Genomic DNA, 17,332 nt, shown 5'->3' on the forward strand with positions numbered 1-17,332 from the left:
CCTTGCAGACGGAACGACAGTATTTCATCCTTGTCCCGGTATCCGATTTCGTTCTTGTGCGAGGCTTGCAGCGCTGGGACCGGCCTGCGGATTTCATGGATGCGGTGCCGACGGCAACGCCGTGATCGGCATTGGAACACCGTCAAGCGCTACCAGCGCGGGAAGCTCGCATGGGCGTTGTGAAAGGCGGCTTCGCGAGACTCTCCGTGGGTGCTCGGGAGGATGGATCGAAACTTCCAGAAAGCGCCCCGCCGGTTGACGGCATGCTTCTTGCATTGTTACTAATATTCCAACCTTTGGGGAGAAAGTGCCATGCAATGGAACACATCGGCGGATTTTGCGCCTCTTGTTCTCTTTCTCGGCGGCCGGCACAAGCGCAGGATCGTCAGGACGCTCCGCGACGCCGCCGAAGTGCTGATGGTGGACTGGCCGTTTGAAGACGGAGAAGAATATGTCGTCGCGGTCAAGGCTTGCGCCGATGCCATCATCGGCCAGATCGGAATGGACGAACTGCGGGAATTGCTCCTCAGCGCCGCCAGAGAAGCCGGTCTGGGGGTTCTAACCGTGATTCCCGACAGCAGGGCGGCGACCCCCCATATGGCCGCGTGAAACGGCGGCGAGCCCGTTCGCTTGAGGCGCTATTGGCATCTTAATGCCGGCATCGACGGGTCGCTTCGATGCTGTCAACAAAGTGTCTGGATGGAATGGGACGTCAGTAAAACATCAGACAATAAAAAAACCCGGTAAACCGGGCTTCTTTGGGTTGTTTCCGGACCGTCTACGACGGACTGAAACGGGAATGGTGCCCAGAAGAGGACTCGAACCTCCACACCCTTTCGGGTACCAGCACCTGAAGCTGGCGCGTCTACCAATTCCGCCATCTGGGCGACGGAGAGCGATGTAAGGGGGCGGCTTCTGACTGTCAACTGGGTTTTTGAAGTTTTTCTGACAGTTGACGAAAAAGCAGCCGGCCGCCTGCGGGGAGCGGCCGGAGGCCGGGCATAGCGCTCCGATCGGCACGCCCTATATAAAGGAAATATCGAAAGGAATGCATCATGCCCTTTTCCCGCGCCCTTCTGCTCGCCGGTCTTTTAGCCGGTCTCGCGCCCGCCATGGCGGCTGCCGATTCGCTGAAGCTGGGCAAGCCGGGGGTCGGGCCGCTCAACACCGGATCGACGCTTTGCGATTTTCGCGGTTGCTTCGGTTTCGGGCCGCAGCAATGGCATCGCCCCGCCTATGTCCAGCCGAATTATCGGCCGCGGGGCGCGGGGCCGACCTATTACCTGCCGGGCGCCGCCGGGCGGCCGCAGCTGACCTATGATCCGCCGCCAGTGCGCCGCGTGCAGCCGCAGGATCCGAACAAACATATCGCCTGGTGCACCAACGAATACCGCTCCTACAATCCGAGGACGGATCACTTCCTCACCTATGAAGGCGTCTACAGGGTCTGCCGCTCGCCCTATCGCTGAGACTGCTGCGGTCAGCTTTCCAGCGAGGCGCGGTCGACATGGCCGAGATCGCGGCCGGGCTCGACGATATCGCGAACCCTTTGCTTCAGCTCCTTCGGCCCGGGAAAGCCGCCGTCGCGCTTGCGTTCCCAGATGAGATCGCCGTTGACGCGGATTTCGAAATTGCCGCCGGTGCCGGGGATCAGCGCCACTTCGCCGAGACTGTCGGAAAAGGTGTGCAGCAGCTCCTGCGCCATCCAGGCGGCGCGTAGCAGCCAGTTGCACTGGGTGCAGTAGAGGATCGAGACGCGGGCTTTTTCTGTCATGGCGATTTCCTTTCGTTCGGGTTGATGTAAGCCCTGGTGCAGGCCCGCGCAATCGGTCCCGCACAAGCGTCTTGCGCGCCGCGGTCCGGCATGGTCTCCTCTTGTCGTCATCAGTCGGGAAAAGCCTATGCGAGTCGCCGTCGTTGAAAATATGCGCAATACCGGTCTCGGCGCGCTTGCCAGAGCGCTCGACGAGGCGGGAGCTGAGATCGAGTGGTTTCGCGTGTGGCAGGACGGCATCCTGCCGCAGAATATGTCGGACCATGACGCGCTCGTCGTCCTCGGCGGCGAGCAGAGCGCGCTGGATGACGAGGCGCATCCGTACCTGCCGGAGCTCGCGCGGCTTGCGCGCCGCTTCGGCGATGCCGGCAAGGCCGTGCTCGGCATCTGCCTCGGCAGCCAGATCCTCGCCCGTGCCTATGGCGCCGACAATCTGCTGGGCGCCGCCCGCGAGTTCGGCTGGCACAGGATCGGCGTTACCGCCGAAGGCAGGATGGACCCGCTGCTGTCGGCGCTCGGCGGCGAATTCACCATCTTCGAATGGCATGCCGATACCTTTACCCTGCCGGAGAGCGCCGTCCGTCTCGCCACGAGCCCTGTCGCCGAGAACCAGGCCTTCCGTATCGGCCGCGCCGTCTACGGCACCCAGTTCCATTTCGAGGCCGACACAAGTGTTGTCGAGGAGTGGAAGGCCGATTTCCCCGAGACGATCGCGCGCATCGCCCCGGGCTGGCTGGAAAACCATGCCGAACTGGCGGCAAGGCATGGCGATGCTGCCGATGCCGCCGGTCTTGCCATCGCGCGTGCATGGGTCAGCCTGATCGAACGGCAAGAGATCGTGATGCTGTCGCAGGCCTCTGCGTGATAGGCGACGCGATGCCGGCAAGCGAACGCGAGAAGATGGCCGCGGGCGAATGGTATTGCTGCCTCGATGACGAGCTCGACCTCTTGCGCCGGCAGGCGCGTCGGGCCGTCCATGCGCACAACACGCTGCCGCCGGACGAGCGCGGCGCGGTGGCGCCGGCCCTGAGGGCGCTCTTTGCCCAGGCGGCGCCGAATGTCTTTATCGAGGCGCCGTTTCATTGCTCCTACGGCATCAATATCGTTCTCGGCGACCGCGTCTATTTCAATGCCGGTTGCACCATCCTCGATTCCGGCCGGGTGATCATCGGCGACCGCAGCATGTTCGGCCCCGGCGTGCAGATCTATTGCGCCGAGCATCACAAGGAGGCAGCCCTTCGCAGCCAGGGCATCGAGATCGCCCGGCCGGTCGTTATCGGCAACGACGTCTGGGTCGGCGGCAGCGCAGTCATCCTCGGCGGTGTCACGATCGGGCAGGGCGCAATCGTCGGCGCCGGCGCGGTGGTGACGAAGGACGTGCCGGCCGGCGCAACCGTGGTCGGCAATCCGGCCCGCATCAGATAACACCCAGTATTGGGCCGGAACGGACATCGTTTGCCGGCTACAAACCATCGCCGGCCCGCGCATCGTAGCGCTGCCGCGCGGCGATGATATCCGCCTGGTTCTGCTCGGTCCACAGCACCAGCGAACGGATCGTCTCGTGCAGGGTGCATCCAAGCGGCGTCAGGGCATAATCGACCTTCGGCGGCACGACGGGATAGACGGTGCGCTCGATGATGCCGTCGCGCTCCAGGTGCCTGAGTGTCGTCGTCAGCATGCGCTGGCTGATGCCGTCGATATTCCTCTTCAATTCGGTGAAGCGAAGCGTGCGTTTTTCGAGCAGCGCAATGACGAGCAGCGACCACTTGTCGGCGATGCGGTCGAGGATCTGCCGAACCTCGCATTCCTCACGCGCATCCCATTGCAGGACGTCATAGTCCTTGCCTGGCAGGACGTCATCGTCCTTGCCGGTGCGGCAAATGTCACTCGGTGAGTTTGAAGTGCCTTCTTCCATGGTGCCGGATCATGTCTTACCTAAGCTTCGGTTACAAGAGGGAACTGAGGCATGAAAAGTAACTTCATGCCTCGCCCGTTGTTTCAGCGCGTCAACCGAAGGAACGGATTTCATGTCCAACCCATCTTCCCAGACCAAGACAAGTGAGGGCCGCATGAGCGCCCGCGCAGCCGGGGCCCTGATCGTGCTCTGCGGCGCGATCTTCCTCGAAGGCATCGATGTCGCCATGCTCAATATCGCGCTGCCGGCGATCCGCGCCGATCTCGGCTTGTCGACAACGACTCTCAGCGCCGTCGTCAGCGCTTATGTGCTGGGTTATGCCGGCTTCATGCTGCTGGGCGGCCGGGCCGCCGATATGTTCGGCAAGAAGCGAGTCTTCCTGACGGCGCTGGCAATCTTCCTCGCCTTCTCCGGCCTCGGCGGTTTCGCGAGCGAGGGCTGGATGCTGCTTCTCGCCCGCTTCGTCACCGGCGCCGCCTCCGCCTTCATGACGCCGGCCGGCCTGGCGCTCATCACCGCCAATTTCCCCGAAGGACCGCAGCGTAACCGGGCGGTGATGATCTACGCCTCGACGGCCTCGGCCGGCTTCTCGCTCGGCCTCGTCGCCGGCGGCCTGCTTGCTGCGATCGACTGGCGCTGGGTGTTTTTCGCGCCGGTGGTGTTGGCGGCGATCCTGCTTGCCGTCGGCCCGCGGCTCATCACGGATAGAGATGCGGGTGCCGACCGCGGAAAATTCGATATATCAGGCGCGATCGCGCTGACCGGCGCCATGCTGCTGGCGGCCTATGGCGTCATCCGGCTCGAGCATCCGGGCGAGGGCACGGGATGGACGATCGCCGCCTTTGCAGTGAGCGCGCTGCTCTGGCTTGCCTTCATCCTGATCGAGCGCGGCTCGTCCACTCCGTTGGTGCGGCTCGGCATCCTGCGCTCGGCCGCGCTGATTCGCGCCAATCTCGGCGCGCTGCTGTTTGCCGGCTCGTTTTTCGGCTTCCAGTTCATCGCCTCGCTTTATCTGCAGGAGCTGCTCGGCTGGACGCCGATGCAGACGAGCTTGGCGCTGATGGCGATCGGCATCGATGCGGTGGTCGCGCCGATCCTGACGCCGCGGCTCGTCGACCGCTTCGGCAATGTCCGCGTCATCCTCGCCGGTTTCCTGTTGGCGCTCGCCTGCTATGGGCTGTTCTTGCGCATGGGCTTCGACTGGACCTATGCCGCCATGTTCCCGTCGATGCTGCTGCTCGGCCTTGCCTTCGCGCTCGGCTACGGCCCGCTGACCATTGTCGCGACCGAGGGTATCGCCGAGGACGAGCACGGGCTTGCCGCCGGTTTGGTCAATACGGCAATCCAGTTCGGAGCCGCACTCGGCCTTTCCGGCGTCAGCGCCATAGGCGCCTATATGCTGGGTGAAGAAGTCTCTCCCGAAGCCCGGCTGGAATCCCTGCGCGTGGCCCTTCTGGTACCGCTCGCCGCCGCCGCGCTTGGCGCGCTGGTGATGGCGACCGGCTTGCGTGGCCGCGACGGCTCTCGCCGCGAGGCCGTCGCCTGACGGCGCTTGGCAAGGCCTCACTCGTGGCCTTGCCATCTCGACAGCGGCGAAAGCTCCGCTAGATGAGAAGGCGAAACAGGGAGGGAAATCATGAGCGAGCCGAATTTACCCATGGAAGGCGGCTGCCGCTGCGGCCGGGTGCGGCTGAAAATCAGTGCTGCGCCGCTGCTGACCATGGCCTGCCATTGCACGGGGTGTCAGAGGATGACCGCGAGCGCCTATTCGCTGAGCACCGCCATCCCGAACGAAGGCTTCGAGGTCACCAAAGGCGAGCCGGTCATCGGCGGTCTGCACGGCGTCACCAAGCATTATTTCTGCCCGCATTGCATGAGCTGGATGTTCACCCGGCCGGAAGGCATGGACTGGTTCGTCAATCTGCGCGCGACCATGCTCGACGACCCCAGCTGGTTCACCCCTTTCATCGAGACATGGACGAGCGAGAAACTGTCCTTCGCTGAGACCGGCGCGGTGCACAGCTACGCGGAGCTGCCCGCGATGGACGCGTATGAGGGGCTGGTGAAGGAATATATGGGCAAGGGTTAATCTCAGAAGCCCTGGAAAAGAAAATCGACGGCAGCCACGATGCGGTCGCTGTCGGCGGTAAGATCCGCGACCACGCCTGCGATTTCCTTGATGGAAATCGCACCGGTGAATTGGGTGGCCATCACGTATGGCATGTCATTGATCACGAATTGCGGATTGAGCTGGCGCATGATTTTGGGAAGAGCTTCCAATGGAAGCATTGGCACCATGGTCCGCGTCGTCAACTCGCCAAGCAAATCGGACTGCAGATCAAGAGCAAGCGCATCGGAATGCGTGAGATTATAGACATGAAATCAGCCATCAGAACTGTCGATATTTCTGAAACGGCAGGCCGTGCTTTTTGACATAAGCATTGGAAGCGGCAATAGCCTCAGCGTTCTCGATACGCCACAGCCGCTCGCGCTCCGCCTTTATGGCCTTTGCGATCCCATCTTCCGCCGCCCGGGATATATTGATGCCGAGCGCGCGTGCCTGGGACACGAGACCTTCATCAAGAGACAGGTTCGCTGCTTTTCTTGGCCGCTGAGCCATAACGATCTCCTTGGCCTTATGCGCAGATCATATGCGCATAAGATGCCATTGAGAAGCGTTATTCGTCGCCCATCTTCAACGCCGCGATGAAGGCTTCCTGCGGGATTTCCACCTTGCCGAACTGGCGCATGCGCTTCTTGCCGGCCTTCTGCTTGTCGAGCAGCTTGCGCTTTCGGGTGGCGTCGCCGCCGTAGCATTTCGCGGTCACGTCCTTGCGCAGCGCCGAGATCGTCTCGCGGGCAATGACGTTGCCGCCGATCGCCGCCTGGATCGGGATCTTGAACATGTGCTTCGGGATCAGTTCCTTGAGCTTCTCGCACATGTCGCGGCCGCGCTTTTCGGCGGCGGTGCGGTGCACCATCATCGATAGTGCGTCGACCGGCTCGCCGTTGACGAGGATCGACATCTTCACGAGGTTGCCTTCGCGGTGGTCGGTGAGGGCATAATCGAAGGAGGCATAGCCTTTCGAGATCGACTTCAGCCGGTCGTAGAAATCGAACACGACTTCGTTGAGCGGCAGGTCGTAGGTCAGCATCGCGCGCGTGCCGACATAGGTGAGCTCGATCTGGATGCCGCGGCGGTCCTGGCAGAGTTTCAGGATGCCGCCGAGATAATCGTCGGGCGTCAGGATCGTCGCGCGGATCCACGGTTCGTGGATTTCGGAGATCTTGACGACATCGGGCATGTCGGCCGGATTGTGAAGCTCCCGCTCCGTGCCGTCGGTCATGAACATCTTGTAGACGACGGAAGGGGCTGTGGCGATGAGGTCGAGGTCGAACTCGCGCTCCAGCCGTTCCTGGATGATTTCGAGATGCAGCAGGCCAAGGAAGCCGCAGCGGAAACCGAAGCCGAGCGCGGCCGAGGATTCCATCTCGAAGGAGAAGGAGGCGTCGTTGAGGCGAAGCTTGCCCATGGCGGCGCGCAGATCCTCGAAATCGGCGGCATCGACCGGGAAGAGCCCGCAGAACACCACCGGCTGCGCCGGCTTGAAGCCCGGCAGCGCCTGAGCCGTCGGCCGCTTGTCTTCGGTGATCGTGTCGCCGACGCGGGTGTCGGCCACTTCCTTGATCGAGGCGGTGATGAAGCCGATCTCGCCAGGGCCGAGGCTGTCGACAGTGACCATCTTCGGCGTCAGCACGCCGACGCGTTCCACCTGGTATTTTGCATCGGTGCCCATCATCCGCACGGTCTGGCCCTTGGTCAGCACGCCGTCGATGATGCGCACCAGAACCATGACGCCGAGATAGGTGTCGTACCAGCTGTCGACGAGCAGCGCCTTCAGCGGCGCCTTTTCGCCGCCGGGGCTCTTCGGCGCCGGCAGCTTGTGGACGATCGCCTCCAGCACGTCGGGAATGCCGAGGCCGGTCTTGGCCGAAATCAGCACCGCCTCCGAGGCGTCGATGCCGATCACTTCCTCGATCTGTTCCTTGATGCGGTCGGGTTCGGCGGCCGGCAGGTCGATCTTGTTGAGGACGGTGACGATCTCGTGGTTGTTGTCGATCGCCTGGTAGACGTTGGCGAGCGTCTGCGCTTCGACGCCCTGGCTGGCGTCGACGACGAGCAGCGAGCCCTCGCAGGCCGACAGCGACCGTGAGACTTCATAGGCGAAGTCGACGTGGCCGGGCGTGTCGATCAGGTTGAGAATGTACTTCTCGCCATTGTTCGCCTGGTAGTGCAGGCGCACGGTCTGGGCCTTGATAGTGATGCCGCGCTCGCGCTCGATATCCATATTGTCCAGCACCTGCTCGGACATTTCGCGCTCGGCAAGGCCGCCCGTCGTCTGGATCAGGCGGTCGGCCAGCGTCGATTTGCCGTGGTCGATATGGGCCACGATCGAAAAATTGCGGATATGGGAAAGCGGAGTGGTCGAATTGGTGCTCATGCGCGCCATATAGCAGCGCCGCCCCCTGCCGCAAAGCGGTAATTATCCCGCCGTTTACGCTATTTGCAGCTTATCGGACGCGTGTCAGACCGGCCACGTCTCCAGCCGCCAGGCTGAATCCCAGAACATCCATTCATATTGCGAGGCGCGGACGAAGACATCGGTCATTTGAGCACGCTCCACTGGTGATGCGAAGCGGGCGGCGATGTCGGTCAGAGCGATTACTTCGCGGGCACCGGCGGCAAATTGCGGATCGCCATAAGTGTTGATCCAGGCCTGGAACGCATTGCCGTCGATAACAGGCCGGTTCTTGATCGCTTCGCCGACGTGCCAGTAGATCCAGAAGCAGGGGAGGATGGCGGATAGCGCCACCGCGTAGGAGCTATGATAGGCGGTGGCGAGCAGGAAGTTGGTATAGGCAAAGCCGGCAGGCGAGGGCTCGGCCGCGTTGACATCCGCCGAGGTGATGCCGAACTGGGTAAGGAAGCCGGCATGCAGGCCCTGCTCGACGGTGATTGCCTTCTGCGCCGAACCGAGGAAGCGCAGTACTTGCGCATTGTCGGGCGCCTTGGCCGCGACGATGGCGAGGCATCGCGCATAATGCTTCAGGTAGAGCGCGTCCTGCAGGATATAGTGCCGGAAAACCTCGGGCGGCAGCGTGCCGTCCGAAAGGCGCTGCAGCAGCGGCAAAGCCTCGATTTCAGCCATGATGGGAGCGATCCTGTCCCAGGCGGCAGCCGTGAAGCTTCCCGTCTGTTCCGTGCTGGGCGTGCTGGCATCCATCATTGTCTCCCATCTTCGATTTGCGCTGTCATATATCGACGCCACGGCGGCGAAAGCAAGGCTGGTCGGTCAACTCGAAAGGTGGTTGATTCCATCATCGGATAATGTATTTCTCTTATAGTGGAATCAAGGATGACGGATGGAACAGCAGCTCGAACAGGCGATCGGCATTCGCATTCGCACGCTACGGCTGGAAAAGAGCCTGACGCTGGATGATCTTGCCGTGGCCTCCGGCGTCAGCCGGGCGATGATCTCGCGCATCGAGCGGGCGGAGGCGAGCCCGACCGCTGCGCTGCTGGCAAGGATCTGCGCCGCACTCGGCCTGTCGCTGTCGGCCTTCTTTGCGGAAGAGGGGCAGGCCTCGCCGCTCGTCCGGAGGCAGGAACAGCAGGTCTGGCGCGATCCGGAGACCGGTTATCTCAGACGGTCTGTGTCACCCCCGGGCACGGCTTCCGATGTCGATATCGTCGAGGTCGAATTCCCCGCCAGCGCCCGCGTCAGCTTCCCCCCGCATGCGAGCGCCCATGGCATGACGCAGCATATCTGGCTGTTCGACGGCGAGCTGGAAATGACGGCGGCTGAGATCGTCTATCGGCTGCGCCCCGGCGATTGCCTCTTCATGCCGGTCGGCGAGGGTCACGTCTTCCACAATCCCGGCAACGCGCCGGCGCGCTATTGCGTCGTGCTCGATCGCGGCGGCCGATAGAAGCATTCAATTCAGGAGAACAGCATGCCTGCTATTCGTAACCTTTCCGCCGAGGAGGCCCGCGCTGCCATTCCGGCCCTTTCGCAAGTGCTTGTCGATTGCGTCGCGGGCGGCGCCTCCGTCGGCTTCATGCAGCCCTATGGGCCTGAGGATGCCGAGCCCTATTGGCGTGATGTCGCCGATGCCGTTGCCACCGGCGGCAATCTGCTGCTGGTCGCTGAACTCGACGGCAGGATCGTCGGCACCGTCCAGGTGGGTGCCGCGCAGATGCCGAACCAGCCGCATCGCGGCGATCTGAAGAAGCTGCTGGTGCACCGCTCCGCCCGCGGCAAGGGGCTCGCCCGGCTGCTGATGGATGCTGCTGAGCGTGAGGCGGCAAGCCGCGGAAAGACCCTGCTCGTGCTCGACACCGCAACCGGCAGCGATGCCGAGGCGATCTATCCGCGCTTGGGCTGGCAGCGCGTGGGCGTCATTCCGGATTATGCGCTGTGGCCGGAAGGCGGGTTCTGCGCCACCACCCTGTTCTACAAGCGGCTTACCTGATTGCGCCGGCCCCGCTCATGCCGGCCTGGCGAAGACCGGAAGCGCGCCGCCAAGCGTCGTGTCCGCCGTCCATTGCGCCGCATTCCAGCCGAATTGCCGCGCCGCTTCGACGTTCACTGCCATATCGTCGATGAAGGCGATCTCGCCGGGCAGCACGCCGGCCCGCTCGGTCGCCAGCCGGAAGAAATCAGGCGAAGGCTTGCTGTGCCCGAGTGCTGCGGAATAGATGATGTCGTCGAAATGCGCGCTAAGGCCGATCTGGTCCATCAGGTAGCGTGCCCGCCTATGTTCCTGGTTGGTCGCCAACAAGAGAGTGATGCCGCTTTGCCTGAGAGCGGCGAGCTCTTCCAGCAGATTGCGGTCGAGCCGGGAATCGTTTTCGAACCAGTAGTTGATCAGTGTTTCGGCGCTGAGGTGGGGCGCGATCTTTACGAGAACGCCGGCGAGCCTCGGCTCCAACGCCTCGCGGCCGATGATGATATCGCGCCAGTGGGTCTGAAAGAATTCCCGCTGCAGCAGGTCGACACGCAGCCCGAGATCGCGCTCCAGATAGGTGAAGTGAGGCAGGCCGTCCACCGGACGACCATGAATGAGCACGCCGTCGACATCGACCATCAGCACTTTCATGCGGAAAAGTTCCTCGTTCTCAAAACACCGGCGAAGGTGGCGTCATCCGCCTGGGCGTTCAAGACGTGGCGCCACTTTTTTGTCGCGGCCGAGCCGTGTAAATCTCCATTGTCAATCAAGGGCAGGATCTGAAATGCGCGTCATCTATTCCGAGGATCACAAGCTGCGCGATGCGAGGACCGAGCTGCACGCCGGCCAGCTGGTGACGCCCTTCGAGGCGCCGTTTCGCGCCGAATGGATCCTGGCGGCGGTCAAGGAGGCGGGCCTTACCGACGTGGTGGCGCCCGATGCGCACGGGCTGGAGACCGCCCTTAAGGTGCATGATCCCGCCTATCTGGATTTCCTTGCCACCGTCTGGGAACGCTGGGTGGCGGCCGGTTTCACCGGCGAGGCGATCGCCAATTCCTTCGCCGTTCGCCGCACCAGCCAGCGTGTACCCGACAATATCGTCGGCGCGATCGGCCATTACGCCAATGCCGCCGACACCTCGATCACCAAGGGCTCCTACGAGGCGGCGATCGCTTCCATGCGCTGCGCGATCACAGGCGCCGACTGGCTGAATGCCGGCAATCGCTTCGCCTTCGCGCTCTGCCGCCCGCCCGGCCACCATGCCGGCATCGATCTCTTCGGCGGCTATTGCTTCATCAACAATTCGGGCGTCGCCGCGCAGCGGCTGCTCGACCATGGTGCGAGGAAAGTCGCGGTGCTTGATGTCGATTTCCACCACGGCAACGGCACGCAGGATCTCTTCTATCACAGAGGCGATGTCTTCACCGCCTCGCTGCATGGCGATCCGATGCATGCCTTTCCCTATTTCCTCGGCCATGCCGACGAGGAAGGCGAGGGAGAGGGCGAAGGTAGCAACCGCAACTATCCGATGCCGCCCCATACCCCCTGGGAGGTCTGGTCTTCGGCGCTTGCGGATGCGCTCGCCCGGATCCAAGACTTCGGCGCCGAGGCGATCGTCGTGGCGCTTGGCGTCGATACCTTCGAGCGCGATCCGATCTCCTTCTTCCGCCTCACCTCCGACGATTTCACCCGCATGGGCGTGATGATCGCTTCCGCCGGCCTGCCGGTGCTTGCCTGCATGGAAGGTGGCTACGGTGTTCCGGAGATCGGGCTCAATGTCGCCAATGTCCTCGAGGGTCTGGAAGCCTGATTACTGCCGATGACCGACGAGATCGTTCCATCCGATATCCCGACATCCCGCATGCTGAGCTGGGCGCGCAACTCCGCCATCTATCGGCTCGAGCGGCGGATGATGACGGAAAAGCAGCTCTTTGACGCGATTACCCGCAAGGCGAAGGAGAAATTCGCCGACATCAGCGCGGCACAGCTCAAGGCCGTTGCCGATTTCGCCGTCAAATTTGCCTATGACAACAAGGTGCTCGACGATAGCGCCTATGCCGAGATCAGCACGCGCTCTGCTGTGCGCGGCGGCAAATCGAAGCGCGCGATTGCCCGGAAGCTGACTGCCAAGGGCGTCTCCAGCGACAAGGTCGAGGCTGCGCTCGGAGAGGCTGACGATCTCTATTCCGCAGCGATATTCGCCCGCAAGCGCGCCTTCGGTCCCTTCCGCCGCGTCGAGCTCGACGACAGGCGGAAGGCCAAGGAACTTTCGGCTTTTGCCCGCAACGGCTTCAGCTTCGACATCGGCAGGAAGGTCTTCGAGATGAGCTTCGAAGATGCGGAAGAGGTCATCCTTGCCGGCCGGCTCTGAGGCGTGAACTCGATCCCCTACCGGCGGCCGATCCCTGGCATTTCCCAGCATCAGCGCTCTTGATCCCGGCATGAAAAGTTTGAATTTGGTTCTCCGCCCTCTTCGGCTTAGAACCGCGCCAGGATCGGGGGGCACATGGACAGCAAGACTATCGAGACCGGGACGGATGGTGCAGCCGTGATCGCGCAGCCAGGTATGGCGTCGTCTTCGGGCGGCGTGGCGACCGGCGCGCTGATGTGCCTCATGTCCATGTCGTCGATCCAGTTCGGCGCGGCATTGTCCTCCTCGGCCATCGCCACATATGGACCGGCCGGCGCCTCCTGGCTGCGGCTTGCCTTTGCGGCCACCATTCTCGCCATCTTCGTGCGGCCGCGCATCGTCAGCTACACCAGGGCGCAATGGACGAGCGCTCTGGTCCTCGGCACGACGACGGCGCTGATGACCATGAGTTTCTTCGCGGCGATCGAGCGCATTCCGCTCGGTCTCGCCGTGGCGATCGATTTTCTCGGTCCGCTGTCCGTGGCGACCATCGGCTACGGCCTCGGCCGGCGTCTGATCTGGCCCTTGCTTGCCGGGCTTGGCGTTCTGGCTCTTGCGCATGACGGCGAAGGCTGGGTCGGCAATATCGAGGGTATCGTCTTTGCGCTCGGCGCGGGAACCGGTTGGGCGATCTATATCGTCCTGACGAAAAAGATCGGTGCGAGCTTCAAGGGGCTGGAAGGGCTTTCCATGTCGCTGATGGTTGCCGCACTGGTCGCGACACCCTTCGGCTTTGCCGGTGCCGTGCCGGCGCTCGATGCCTACGGCCTGATTGAAATGGCGGGCCTTGCCATTCTGGTGCCGCTGCTGCCCTACACCCTGGAGCTGATCGCCTTGCGGCGGATGCCGACAACCTCCTTCGGTATTCTCATGAGCCTCGAGCCGGCGATCGCCGCACTCGCGGGTTTCGTCATCCTGGCCCAGCCGATGACGCTTCTGCAGATGGCCGGAACGGCCTTGGTCGTCGCCGCAAGCGCCGGCGCCACATTTTCTGCAAGGCAATAAAAGATCAGCTCGTCTTTTTCGTCGGATCGTCGAGCGCCGGATTGTAGAACAGCGACAGCGTCAGGCTCCTGGCGATCCGTTCCGCCGTCGCCATGAACCAGGCCTTGGCCTCCGGCGAGGGAGCGACATCGTCGAGCGTTGCGGCAAACAGCGACAGCCATTTGGGAAAGAGATCGGGCGTCAGCTTCTGGACACCGGTATGCGCCTGCACCGGCTTGCCGCCATAGGCGCCGCTGCGGAAGGCGACCGCCGACCAGAAGCTTTTCATCTTCGCCATATGCTCCGGCCAGCGGCCGGAAAGCCTGGCGTCGAACACCGGGCCGAGATCGGGATGCGCCAGCACACGGGCGTAAAAGGTCTCGACCAGCCTGTCGATGAAGGCCGCGTCGACACCCATTTCCCGCATTTCGGCCTCCGCCCTTTCGCGGATCGCCGCGACATGGGCAGGGCGGCCCTGAATGTCATTGTCCATTCCAAAACCCCGGCGCCGCGTGATGCGGCAGCCCTCATATAGGTGTTTATCGCCACCAGCCAAAGTCGTCCGTGCCGCTTGCGGCAATCTGTCAGCAGCCTACAGCGCCGCGCGTCTTTTCGAGACGCGCAAAGGACGCTGTAGCACTTTGAATCGCCCCGATGCCCTTGACCGCCAACGCCTGCGTCTTTAGATTTAGAATAATTCTAAAATTTGGAGAAGATCATGCTGGCGCGGTTTTTCAGATCCTCGAAACGATCGTTTGAGTCGCTGTCCGAGCAGGAGATCCTCGCTTTGGCGATCGCCTCCGAGGAGGACGATGCCCGCATCTATCTCGCCTATGCCGACAGGCTGCGCCGCGAATTTCCGGCCTCTGCCAAAGTCTTTGAGGATATGGCCGAGGTCGAGGACACGCATCGCAAGTCGCTGTTCGAAATTCATCGCCAGCGTTTCGGTGAGCGCATTCCGCTGATCCGGCGCGAGCATGTGCAAGGCTTTTATGAGCGCAAGCCCGACTGGCTCAGGGCAAACCTGTCGCTGGATGCGATGCGGCAGGAGACCGAGGCGATGGAGGAGCAGGCATACCGTTTCTATGTCGAGGCGGCAAAACGCACTTCGGATGCCTCGACGCGCGAACTTCTCGGCGATCTCGCGCTTGCCGAACAGGGGCATGAGGATATCGCCCGCATGCTGGGCGACAAACATACGCCTGAGGATGTCAAGCGCGACGAGAACGAGGCGGTGCATCGGCAATTCGTGCTGACCTATGTGCAGCCGGGTCTGGCCGGGCTGATGGACGGCTCCGTCTCTACGCTGGCGCCGATTTTTGCCGCCGCCTTCGCCACGCAGGATACCTGGCAGACCTTCCTCGTCGGCCTGTCGGCCTCCGTCGGCGCCGGCATCTCGATGGGTTTCACCGAAGCCGCCCATGACGACGGCAAGATTTCCGGCCGGGGTTCGCCAGTCAAGCGCGGCCTTGCCTGCGGCATCATGACGGCGCTCGGGGGGCTCGGCCACGCGCTGCCCTATCTGATCCCGCATTTCTGGACGGCAACGATCACCGCCGCCGTCATCGTCTTCTTCGAACTCTGGGCCATCGCCTTCATCCAGAACCGCTACATGGAAACCCCGTTCCTGCGCGCCGCCTTCCAGGTGGTGTTGGGCGGCGGTTTGGTGCTCGGCGCCGGGATATTGATTGGGAATGGGTGAGGAGCGGTCGGCGAAGCCGAGCAATCGATCCAGCGAATCGATTGCAGCGACGAACGCCCTGAGCCCAAAGCGAAGGGCCGGGAGACGGCGTGGCACACCGAAGCCTCATCTCAGACCCACACACTACGATCAGCCCTCATCCTGAGGCACCCGGCAAAGGTCCTCGAAGGACGAGGGCGGCTGGCCGAATGCCGCAGAGGTTTCTGCACTTGCCGAGGCCGGTGGTTAGCCCCGTCCTTCGACGCCCCTTCGGGGCACCTCAGGATGAGATGGGTGTGCCGGCATTCTTGCCCTTCGCCTGCGCTCAGTGCATTCGCTCCCCTCGTCGCTTCAAGGGAGGAAAGCTGGAGCTAACTCCCAAAAAGCAAAAGGCCGGCAAATCGCCGGCCTTTTCCCACATTCCCCGTCGTAATCCTTACCGTAGCGCGCCGACCAGAACGTCGCGGCCGTTCTCGATGGTGACCCAGCGGCCGGAATTGTAGCTCGACTGGCGCTTGACGAAGGAGTAGGGCGTTCCAAACCACGGCTTGACCTCGGAGGCGAGGTTGTCGAGCACGAAATCGCCCTCGGCGGTGCGCAGCGTCAGCACGGCATGGCCTTCGCCATCCGGCTTGCGCACGACGGTCATCAGCAGATCGGCGGCCGAAAAGCCGCGCTGGATCAGCATGCGGCGTTTCAACAGCGCGAAATCCTCGCAGTCGCCGGCGGTGGTCGGATAGGCCCAGACCTCGTCCTTGCCGTAGATTTCCTTGTCGGTCATCGGCGTGATCGTGCGGTTGACCGTGGCATTGACCGCACGCACCATCGACCACTTTGCGGCGGTCATGACGACCGGGCCGGAATTGCGGTTTGCACCGCACTCACTGCGGTGGATCTGGCAGAAATCATAGTGGCCGATCGGCTGTGAGGTGGCATTGCCTGTCACCATGGAAGCATTTCTGCTGGGGGCCGGTATGGCGGCCGTCGCCATCGCAAACATGGCCATCATGGCCACAAAAATACCCTTGATCCGCACGCCCGCTCTTTCCTCGCATCGCCCCTTATTTATTAACAAAGTGTTAATGGAGAGTGTCGAGAAGAGTCAATCGTTACTTCTTGGTAGGACCTTGCAACTCGCCGACATGGTTAAAATGCAACAAGCCTGTGGACGTATTCTGGGTCGGTACTCTTCAAGCGGGCATGGTTATGGCTGTCGATGAACGGACGATGCCTTTGACGGCGCTGATAAGAAGCGCGATATCGCCGGGGCGGGAAAGACGGTGGTCGCCGTCGCGGATGAAGGTCAGCACCACGTCGTCGGCGGGAAGATGTTCGACGAGTTTCATCGCATGCGCATGCGGAACGTCGGCATCTTTCATGCCCTGGAGGATATGCACCGGGCAGCCCGTTTCGATGATGCCGTCGAGCACCCGGTTTCGCCGGCCATCCTCGATCAGCGCCCTGGTATAGATGTTCGGTTCAGGGCTATATTGCGAACGCTCTTCGAAATAGCCGCGCTCGGCAAGCGATTTGCGCTCCTTGGCCTTGAGGTTCGGCTCGATCAGCTCGGAGGTAAAATCCGGTGCCGGCGCGATGAGTACCATCCCTGCGAGCTTCGGGCCGCCCTGCCGCGCAAGTTCCTGCGCCAGCCTGAGCGCAATCCAGCCGCCCATCGACGAGCCGACGAGGATCACCCGGTCGGGCGCGACATGGCGGATGGCGGCCAGCGACTCCTCCAGCCAGCGCGAGATCGTGCCGTCGCCGAAGCTGCCGCCGGAAAGCCCGTGGCCGGAATAGTCGAGGCGGATGCAGGCGAGCCCAAGTTCCGCCGCCAGCCCATCGAGTTCCACTGCCTTGGTGCCGCTCATGTCGGAGCGATAGCCGGATAACCAGACGAGCGCCGGTGCATCGTTGCCGGCCTGCGCGGGGCGGACGATGATGGCGATCTCGCGCGCCGCCTCGCCTTCGCCGACCGTCAGGAACTGCGGCTGGGCATTGGGCATCTGATCGGGCATCGGCGAAACTCCTGTTGTTTTGGCCTATAAAACAGATTCTTGG

The 17,332-nt window shown here is 62.6% G+C and carries 21 protein-coding genes, 1 tRNA gene and 1 pseudogene; 12 read left to right on the forward strand and 11 right to left on the reverse strand.

The window, feature by feature from the left end; all coding sequences use genetic code 11:
• Positions 1–312: 312 nt before the first annotated feature.
• Positions 313–609 carry a DUF982 domain-containing protein gene (locus tag QMO82_RS24185; RefSeq protein WP_183605314.1) on the forward strand — a complete coding sequence of 99 codons (297 nt, stop codon included), beginning with the start codon at positions 313–315 and terminating at the stop codon, positions 607–609.
• A 191-nt stretch (positions 610–800) separates the two neighbouring features.
• On the opposite strand, the gene QMO82_RS24190 is transcribed toward QMO82_RS24185, so the two are convergent.
• Positions 801–887 (reverse strand) — tRNA-Leu (locus tag QMO82_RS24190).
• 168 nt (positions 888–1,055) lie between these two features.
• Here QMO82_RS24190 and QMO82_RS24195 point away from each other — a divergent pair.
• A complete protein-coding gene (locus tag QMO82_RS24195; protein WP_183605315.1) occupies positions 1,056–1,469 on the forward strand; it encodes a BA14K family protein in 414 nt (137 codons plus the stop codon).
• A gap of 11 nt (positions 1,470–1,480) precedes the next feature.
• Here the strand turns inward: QMO82_RS24195 and QMO82_RS24200 are convergent, their stop codons facing one another.
• Positions 1,481–1,774: a SelT/SelW/SelH family protein gene (locus tag QMO82_RS24200; RefSeq protein WP_071084390.1), complete on the reverse strand. Its 294-nt coding sequence runs from the start codon at positions 1,772–1,774 to the stop codon at positions 1,481–1,483.
• 127 nt (positions 1,775–1,901) lie between these two features.
• Here QMO82_RS24200 and QMO82_RS24205 point away from each other — a divergent pair, with 127 nt between their 5' ends.
• On the forward strand, positions 1,902–2,639 hold the full coding sequence (locus QMO82_RS24205) for a type 1 glutamine amidotransferase (protein ID WP_183605316.1): 738 nt from the start codon (positions 1,902–1,904) through the stop codon (positions 2,637–2,639).
• An 11-nt stretch (positions 2,640–2,650) separates the two neighbouring features.
• On the forward strand, positions 2,651–3,199 hold the full coding sequence (locus QMO82_RS24210) for a sugar O-acetyltransferase (RefSeq protein ID WP_183605317.1): 549 nt from the start codon (positions 2,651–2,653) through the stop codon (positions 3,197–3,199).
• A gap of 37 nt (positions 3,200–3,236) precedes the next feature.
• Here the strand turns inward: QMO82_RS24210 and QMO82_RS24215 are convergent, their stop codons facing one another.
• Entirely contained in the window at positions 3,237–3,689 is a 453-nt protein-coding gene (locus QMO82_RS24215) for a helix-turn-helix domain-containing protein (RefSeq protein ID WP_183605318.1), read from the reverse strand.
• Between the two features lie 112 nt (positions 3,690–3,801).
• Between QMO82_RS24215 and QMO82_RS24220 the strand changes: the two genes are divergently transcribed.
• Positions 3,802–5,235: an MFS transporter gene (locus tag QMO82_RS24220; protein ID WP_210305629.1), complete on the forward strand. Its 1,434-nt coding sequence runs from the start codon at positions 3,802–3,804 to the stop codon at positions 5,233–5,235.
• A 90-nt stretch (positions 5,236–5,325) separates the two neighbouring features.
• Positions 5,326–5,778, forward strand: coding sequence for a GFA family protein (locus tag QMO82_RS24225; RefSeq protein ID WP_183605319.1), 453 nt, complete (start codon positions 5,326–5,328; stop codon positions 5,776–5,778).
• A 2-nt stretch (positions 5,779–5,780) separates the two neighbouring features.
• Here QMO82_RS24225 and QMO82_RS24230 read toward each other — a convergent pair.
• From QMO82_RS24230 to tenA, 4 genes and pseudogenes are all read right to left on the reverse strand, one after another.
• Positions 5,781–6,071 (reverse strand): annotated as a pseudogene (locus QMO82_RS24230) (CcdB family protein); the annotation flags it as partial.
• 7 nt (positions 6,072–6,078) lie between these two features.
• On the reverse strand, positions 6,079–6,309 hold the full coding sequence (locus tag QMO82_RS24235; RefSeq protein ID WP_183605320.1) for a type II toxin-antitoxin system CcdA family antitoxin: 231 nt from the start codon (positions 6,307–6,309) through the stop codon (positions 6,079–6,081).
• Positions 6,310–6,367: 58 nt separating this feature from the next.
• On the reverse strand, positions 6,368–8,200 hold the full coding sequence (gene lepA, locus QMO82_RS24240; protein WP_183605321.1) for a translation elongation factor 4: 1,833 nt from the start codon (positions 8,198–8,200) through the stop codon (positions 6,368–6,370).
• 75 nt (positions 8,201–8,275) lie between these two features.
• On the reverse strand, positions 8,276–8,974 hold the full coding sequence (gene tenA, locus QMO82_RS24245; protein ID WP_183605322.1) for a thiaminase II: 699 nt from the start codon (positions 8,972–8,974) through the stop codon (positions 8,276–8,278).
• A 139-nt stretch (positions 8,975–9,113) separates the two neighbouring features.
• Between tenA and QMO82_RS24250 the strand changes: the two genes are divergently transcribed.
• Positions 9,114–9,680 carry an XRE family transcriptional regulator gene (locus QMO82_RS24250; protein WP_183605323.1) on the forward strand — a complete coding sequence of 189 codons (567 nt, stop codon included), beginning with the start codon at positions 9,114–9,116 and terminating at the stop codon, positions 9,678–9,680.
• 24 nt (positions 9,681–9,704) lie between these two features.
• A complete protein-coding gene (locus tag QMO82_RS24255) occupies positions 9,705–10,223 on the forward strand; it encodes a GNAT family N-acetyltransferase (protein ID WP_183605324.1) in 519 nt (172 codons plus the stop codon).
• A 15-nt stretch (positions 10,224–10,238) separates the two neighbouring features.
• Here QMO82_RS24255 and QMO82_RS24260 read toward each other — a convergent pair whose 3' ends face one another.
• Positions 10,239–10,850 (reverse strand): HAD family hydrolase, encoded by a 612-nt coding sequence (locus QMO82_RS24260; protein WP_183605325.1) that lies wholly within the window; start codon positions 10,848–10,850, stop codon positions 10,239–10,241.
• Positions 10,851–10,983: 133 nt separating this feature from the next.
• On the opposite strand from QMO82_RS24260, the gene QMO82_RS24265 reads away from it, so the two are divergent.
• The 3 genes from QMO82_RS24265 (at position 10,984) to QMO82_RS24275 (ending at position 13,614) form a co-directional block, all read left to right on the forward strand.
• The gene (locus QMO82_RS24265) at positions 10,984–12,009 is read left to right on the forward strand and encodes a histone deacetylase family protein (protein WP_183605326.1); all 1,026 of its coding nucleotides are present in this window, start codon (positions 10,984–10,986) and stop codon (positions 12,007–12,009) included.
• A gap of 9 nt (positions 12,010–12,018) precedes the next feature.
• On the forward strand, positions 12,019–12,570 hold the full coding sequence (recX, locus tag QMO82_RS24270; RefSeq protein WP_183605327.1) for a recombination regulator RecX: 552 nt from the start codon (positions 12,019–12,021) through the stop codon (positions 12,568–12,570).
• 135 nt (positions 12,571–12,705) lie between these two features.
• A complete protein-coding gene (locus QMO82_RS24275) occupies positions 12,706–13,614 on the forward strand; it encodes a DMT family transporter (RefSeq protein ID WP_183605328.1) in 909 nt (302 codons plus the stop codon).
• Between the two features lie 4 nt (positions 13,615–13,618).
• Here the strand turns inward: QMO82_RS24275 and QMO82_RS24280 are convergent, their stop codons facing one another.
• Complete coding sequence (locus tag QMO82_RS24280; RefSeq protein ID WP_183605329.1) at positions 13,619–14,086, reverse strand: group III truncated hemoglobin; 468 nt, start codon at positions 14,084–14,086, stop codon at positions 13,619–13,621.
• A gap of 225 nt (positions 14,087–14,311) precedes the next feature.
• Here QMO82_RS24280 and mbfA point away from each other — a divergent pair, with 225 nt between their 5' ends.
• Complete coding sequence (gene mbfA, locus QMO82_RS24285) at positions 14,312–15,295, forward strand: iron exporter MbfA (RefSeq protein WP_183605330.1); 984 nt, start codon at positions 14,312–14,314, stop codon at positions 15,293–15,295.
• Between the two features lie 415 nt (positions 15,296–15,710).
• On the opposite strand, the gene QMO82_RS24290 is transcribed toward mbfA, so the two are convergent.
• Both QMO82_RS24290 and QMO82_RS24295 read right to left on the reverse strand, forming a co-directional pair.
• Positions 15,711–16,310, reverse strand: coding sequence for a transglutaminase-like cysteine peptidase (locus QMO82_RS24290; RefSeq protein WP_097617117.1), 600 nt, complete (start codon positions 16,308–16,310; stop codon positions 15,711–15,713).
• A gap of 154 nt (positions 16,311–16,464) precedes the next feature.
• Positions 16,465–17,289 (reverse strand): carboxylesterase, encoded by an 825-nt coding sequence (locus tag QMO82_RS24295; protein WP_183605331.1) that lies wholly within the window; start codon positions 17,287–17,289, stop codon positions 16,465–16,467.
• Positions 17,290–17,332 lie beyond the last annotated feature (43 nt).

The sequence above is a fragment of the Rhizobium sp. BT04 genome (assembly GCF_030053135.1).
In the GTDB taxonomy this organism is placed as follows: Bacteria; Pseudomonadota; Alphaproteobacteria; order Rhizobiales; family Rhizobiaceae; genus Rhizobium; species Rhizobium binxianense.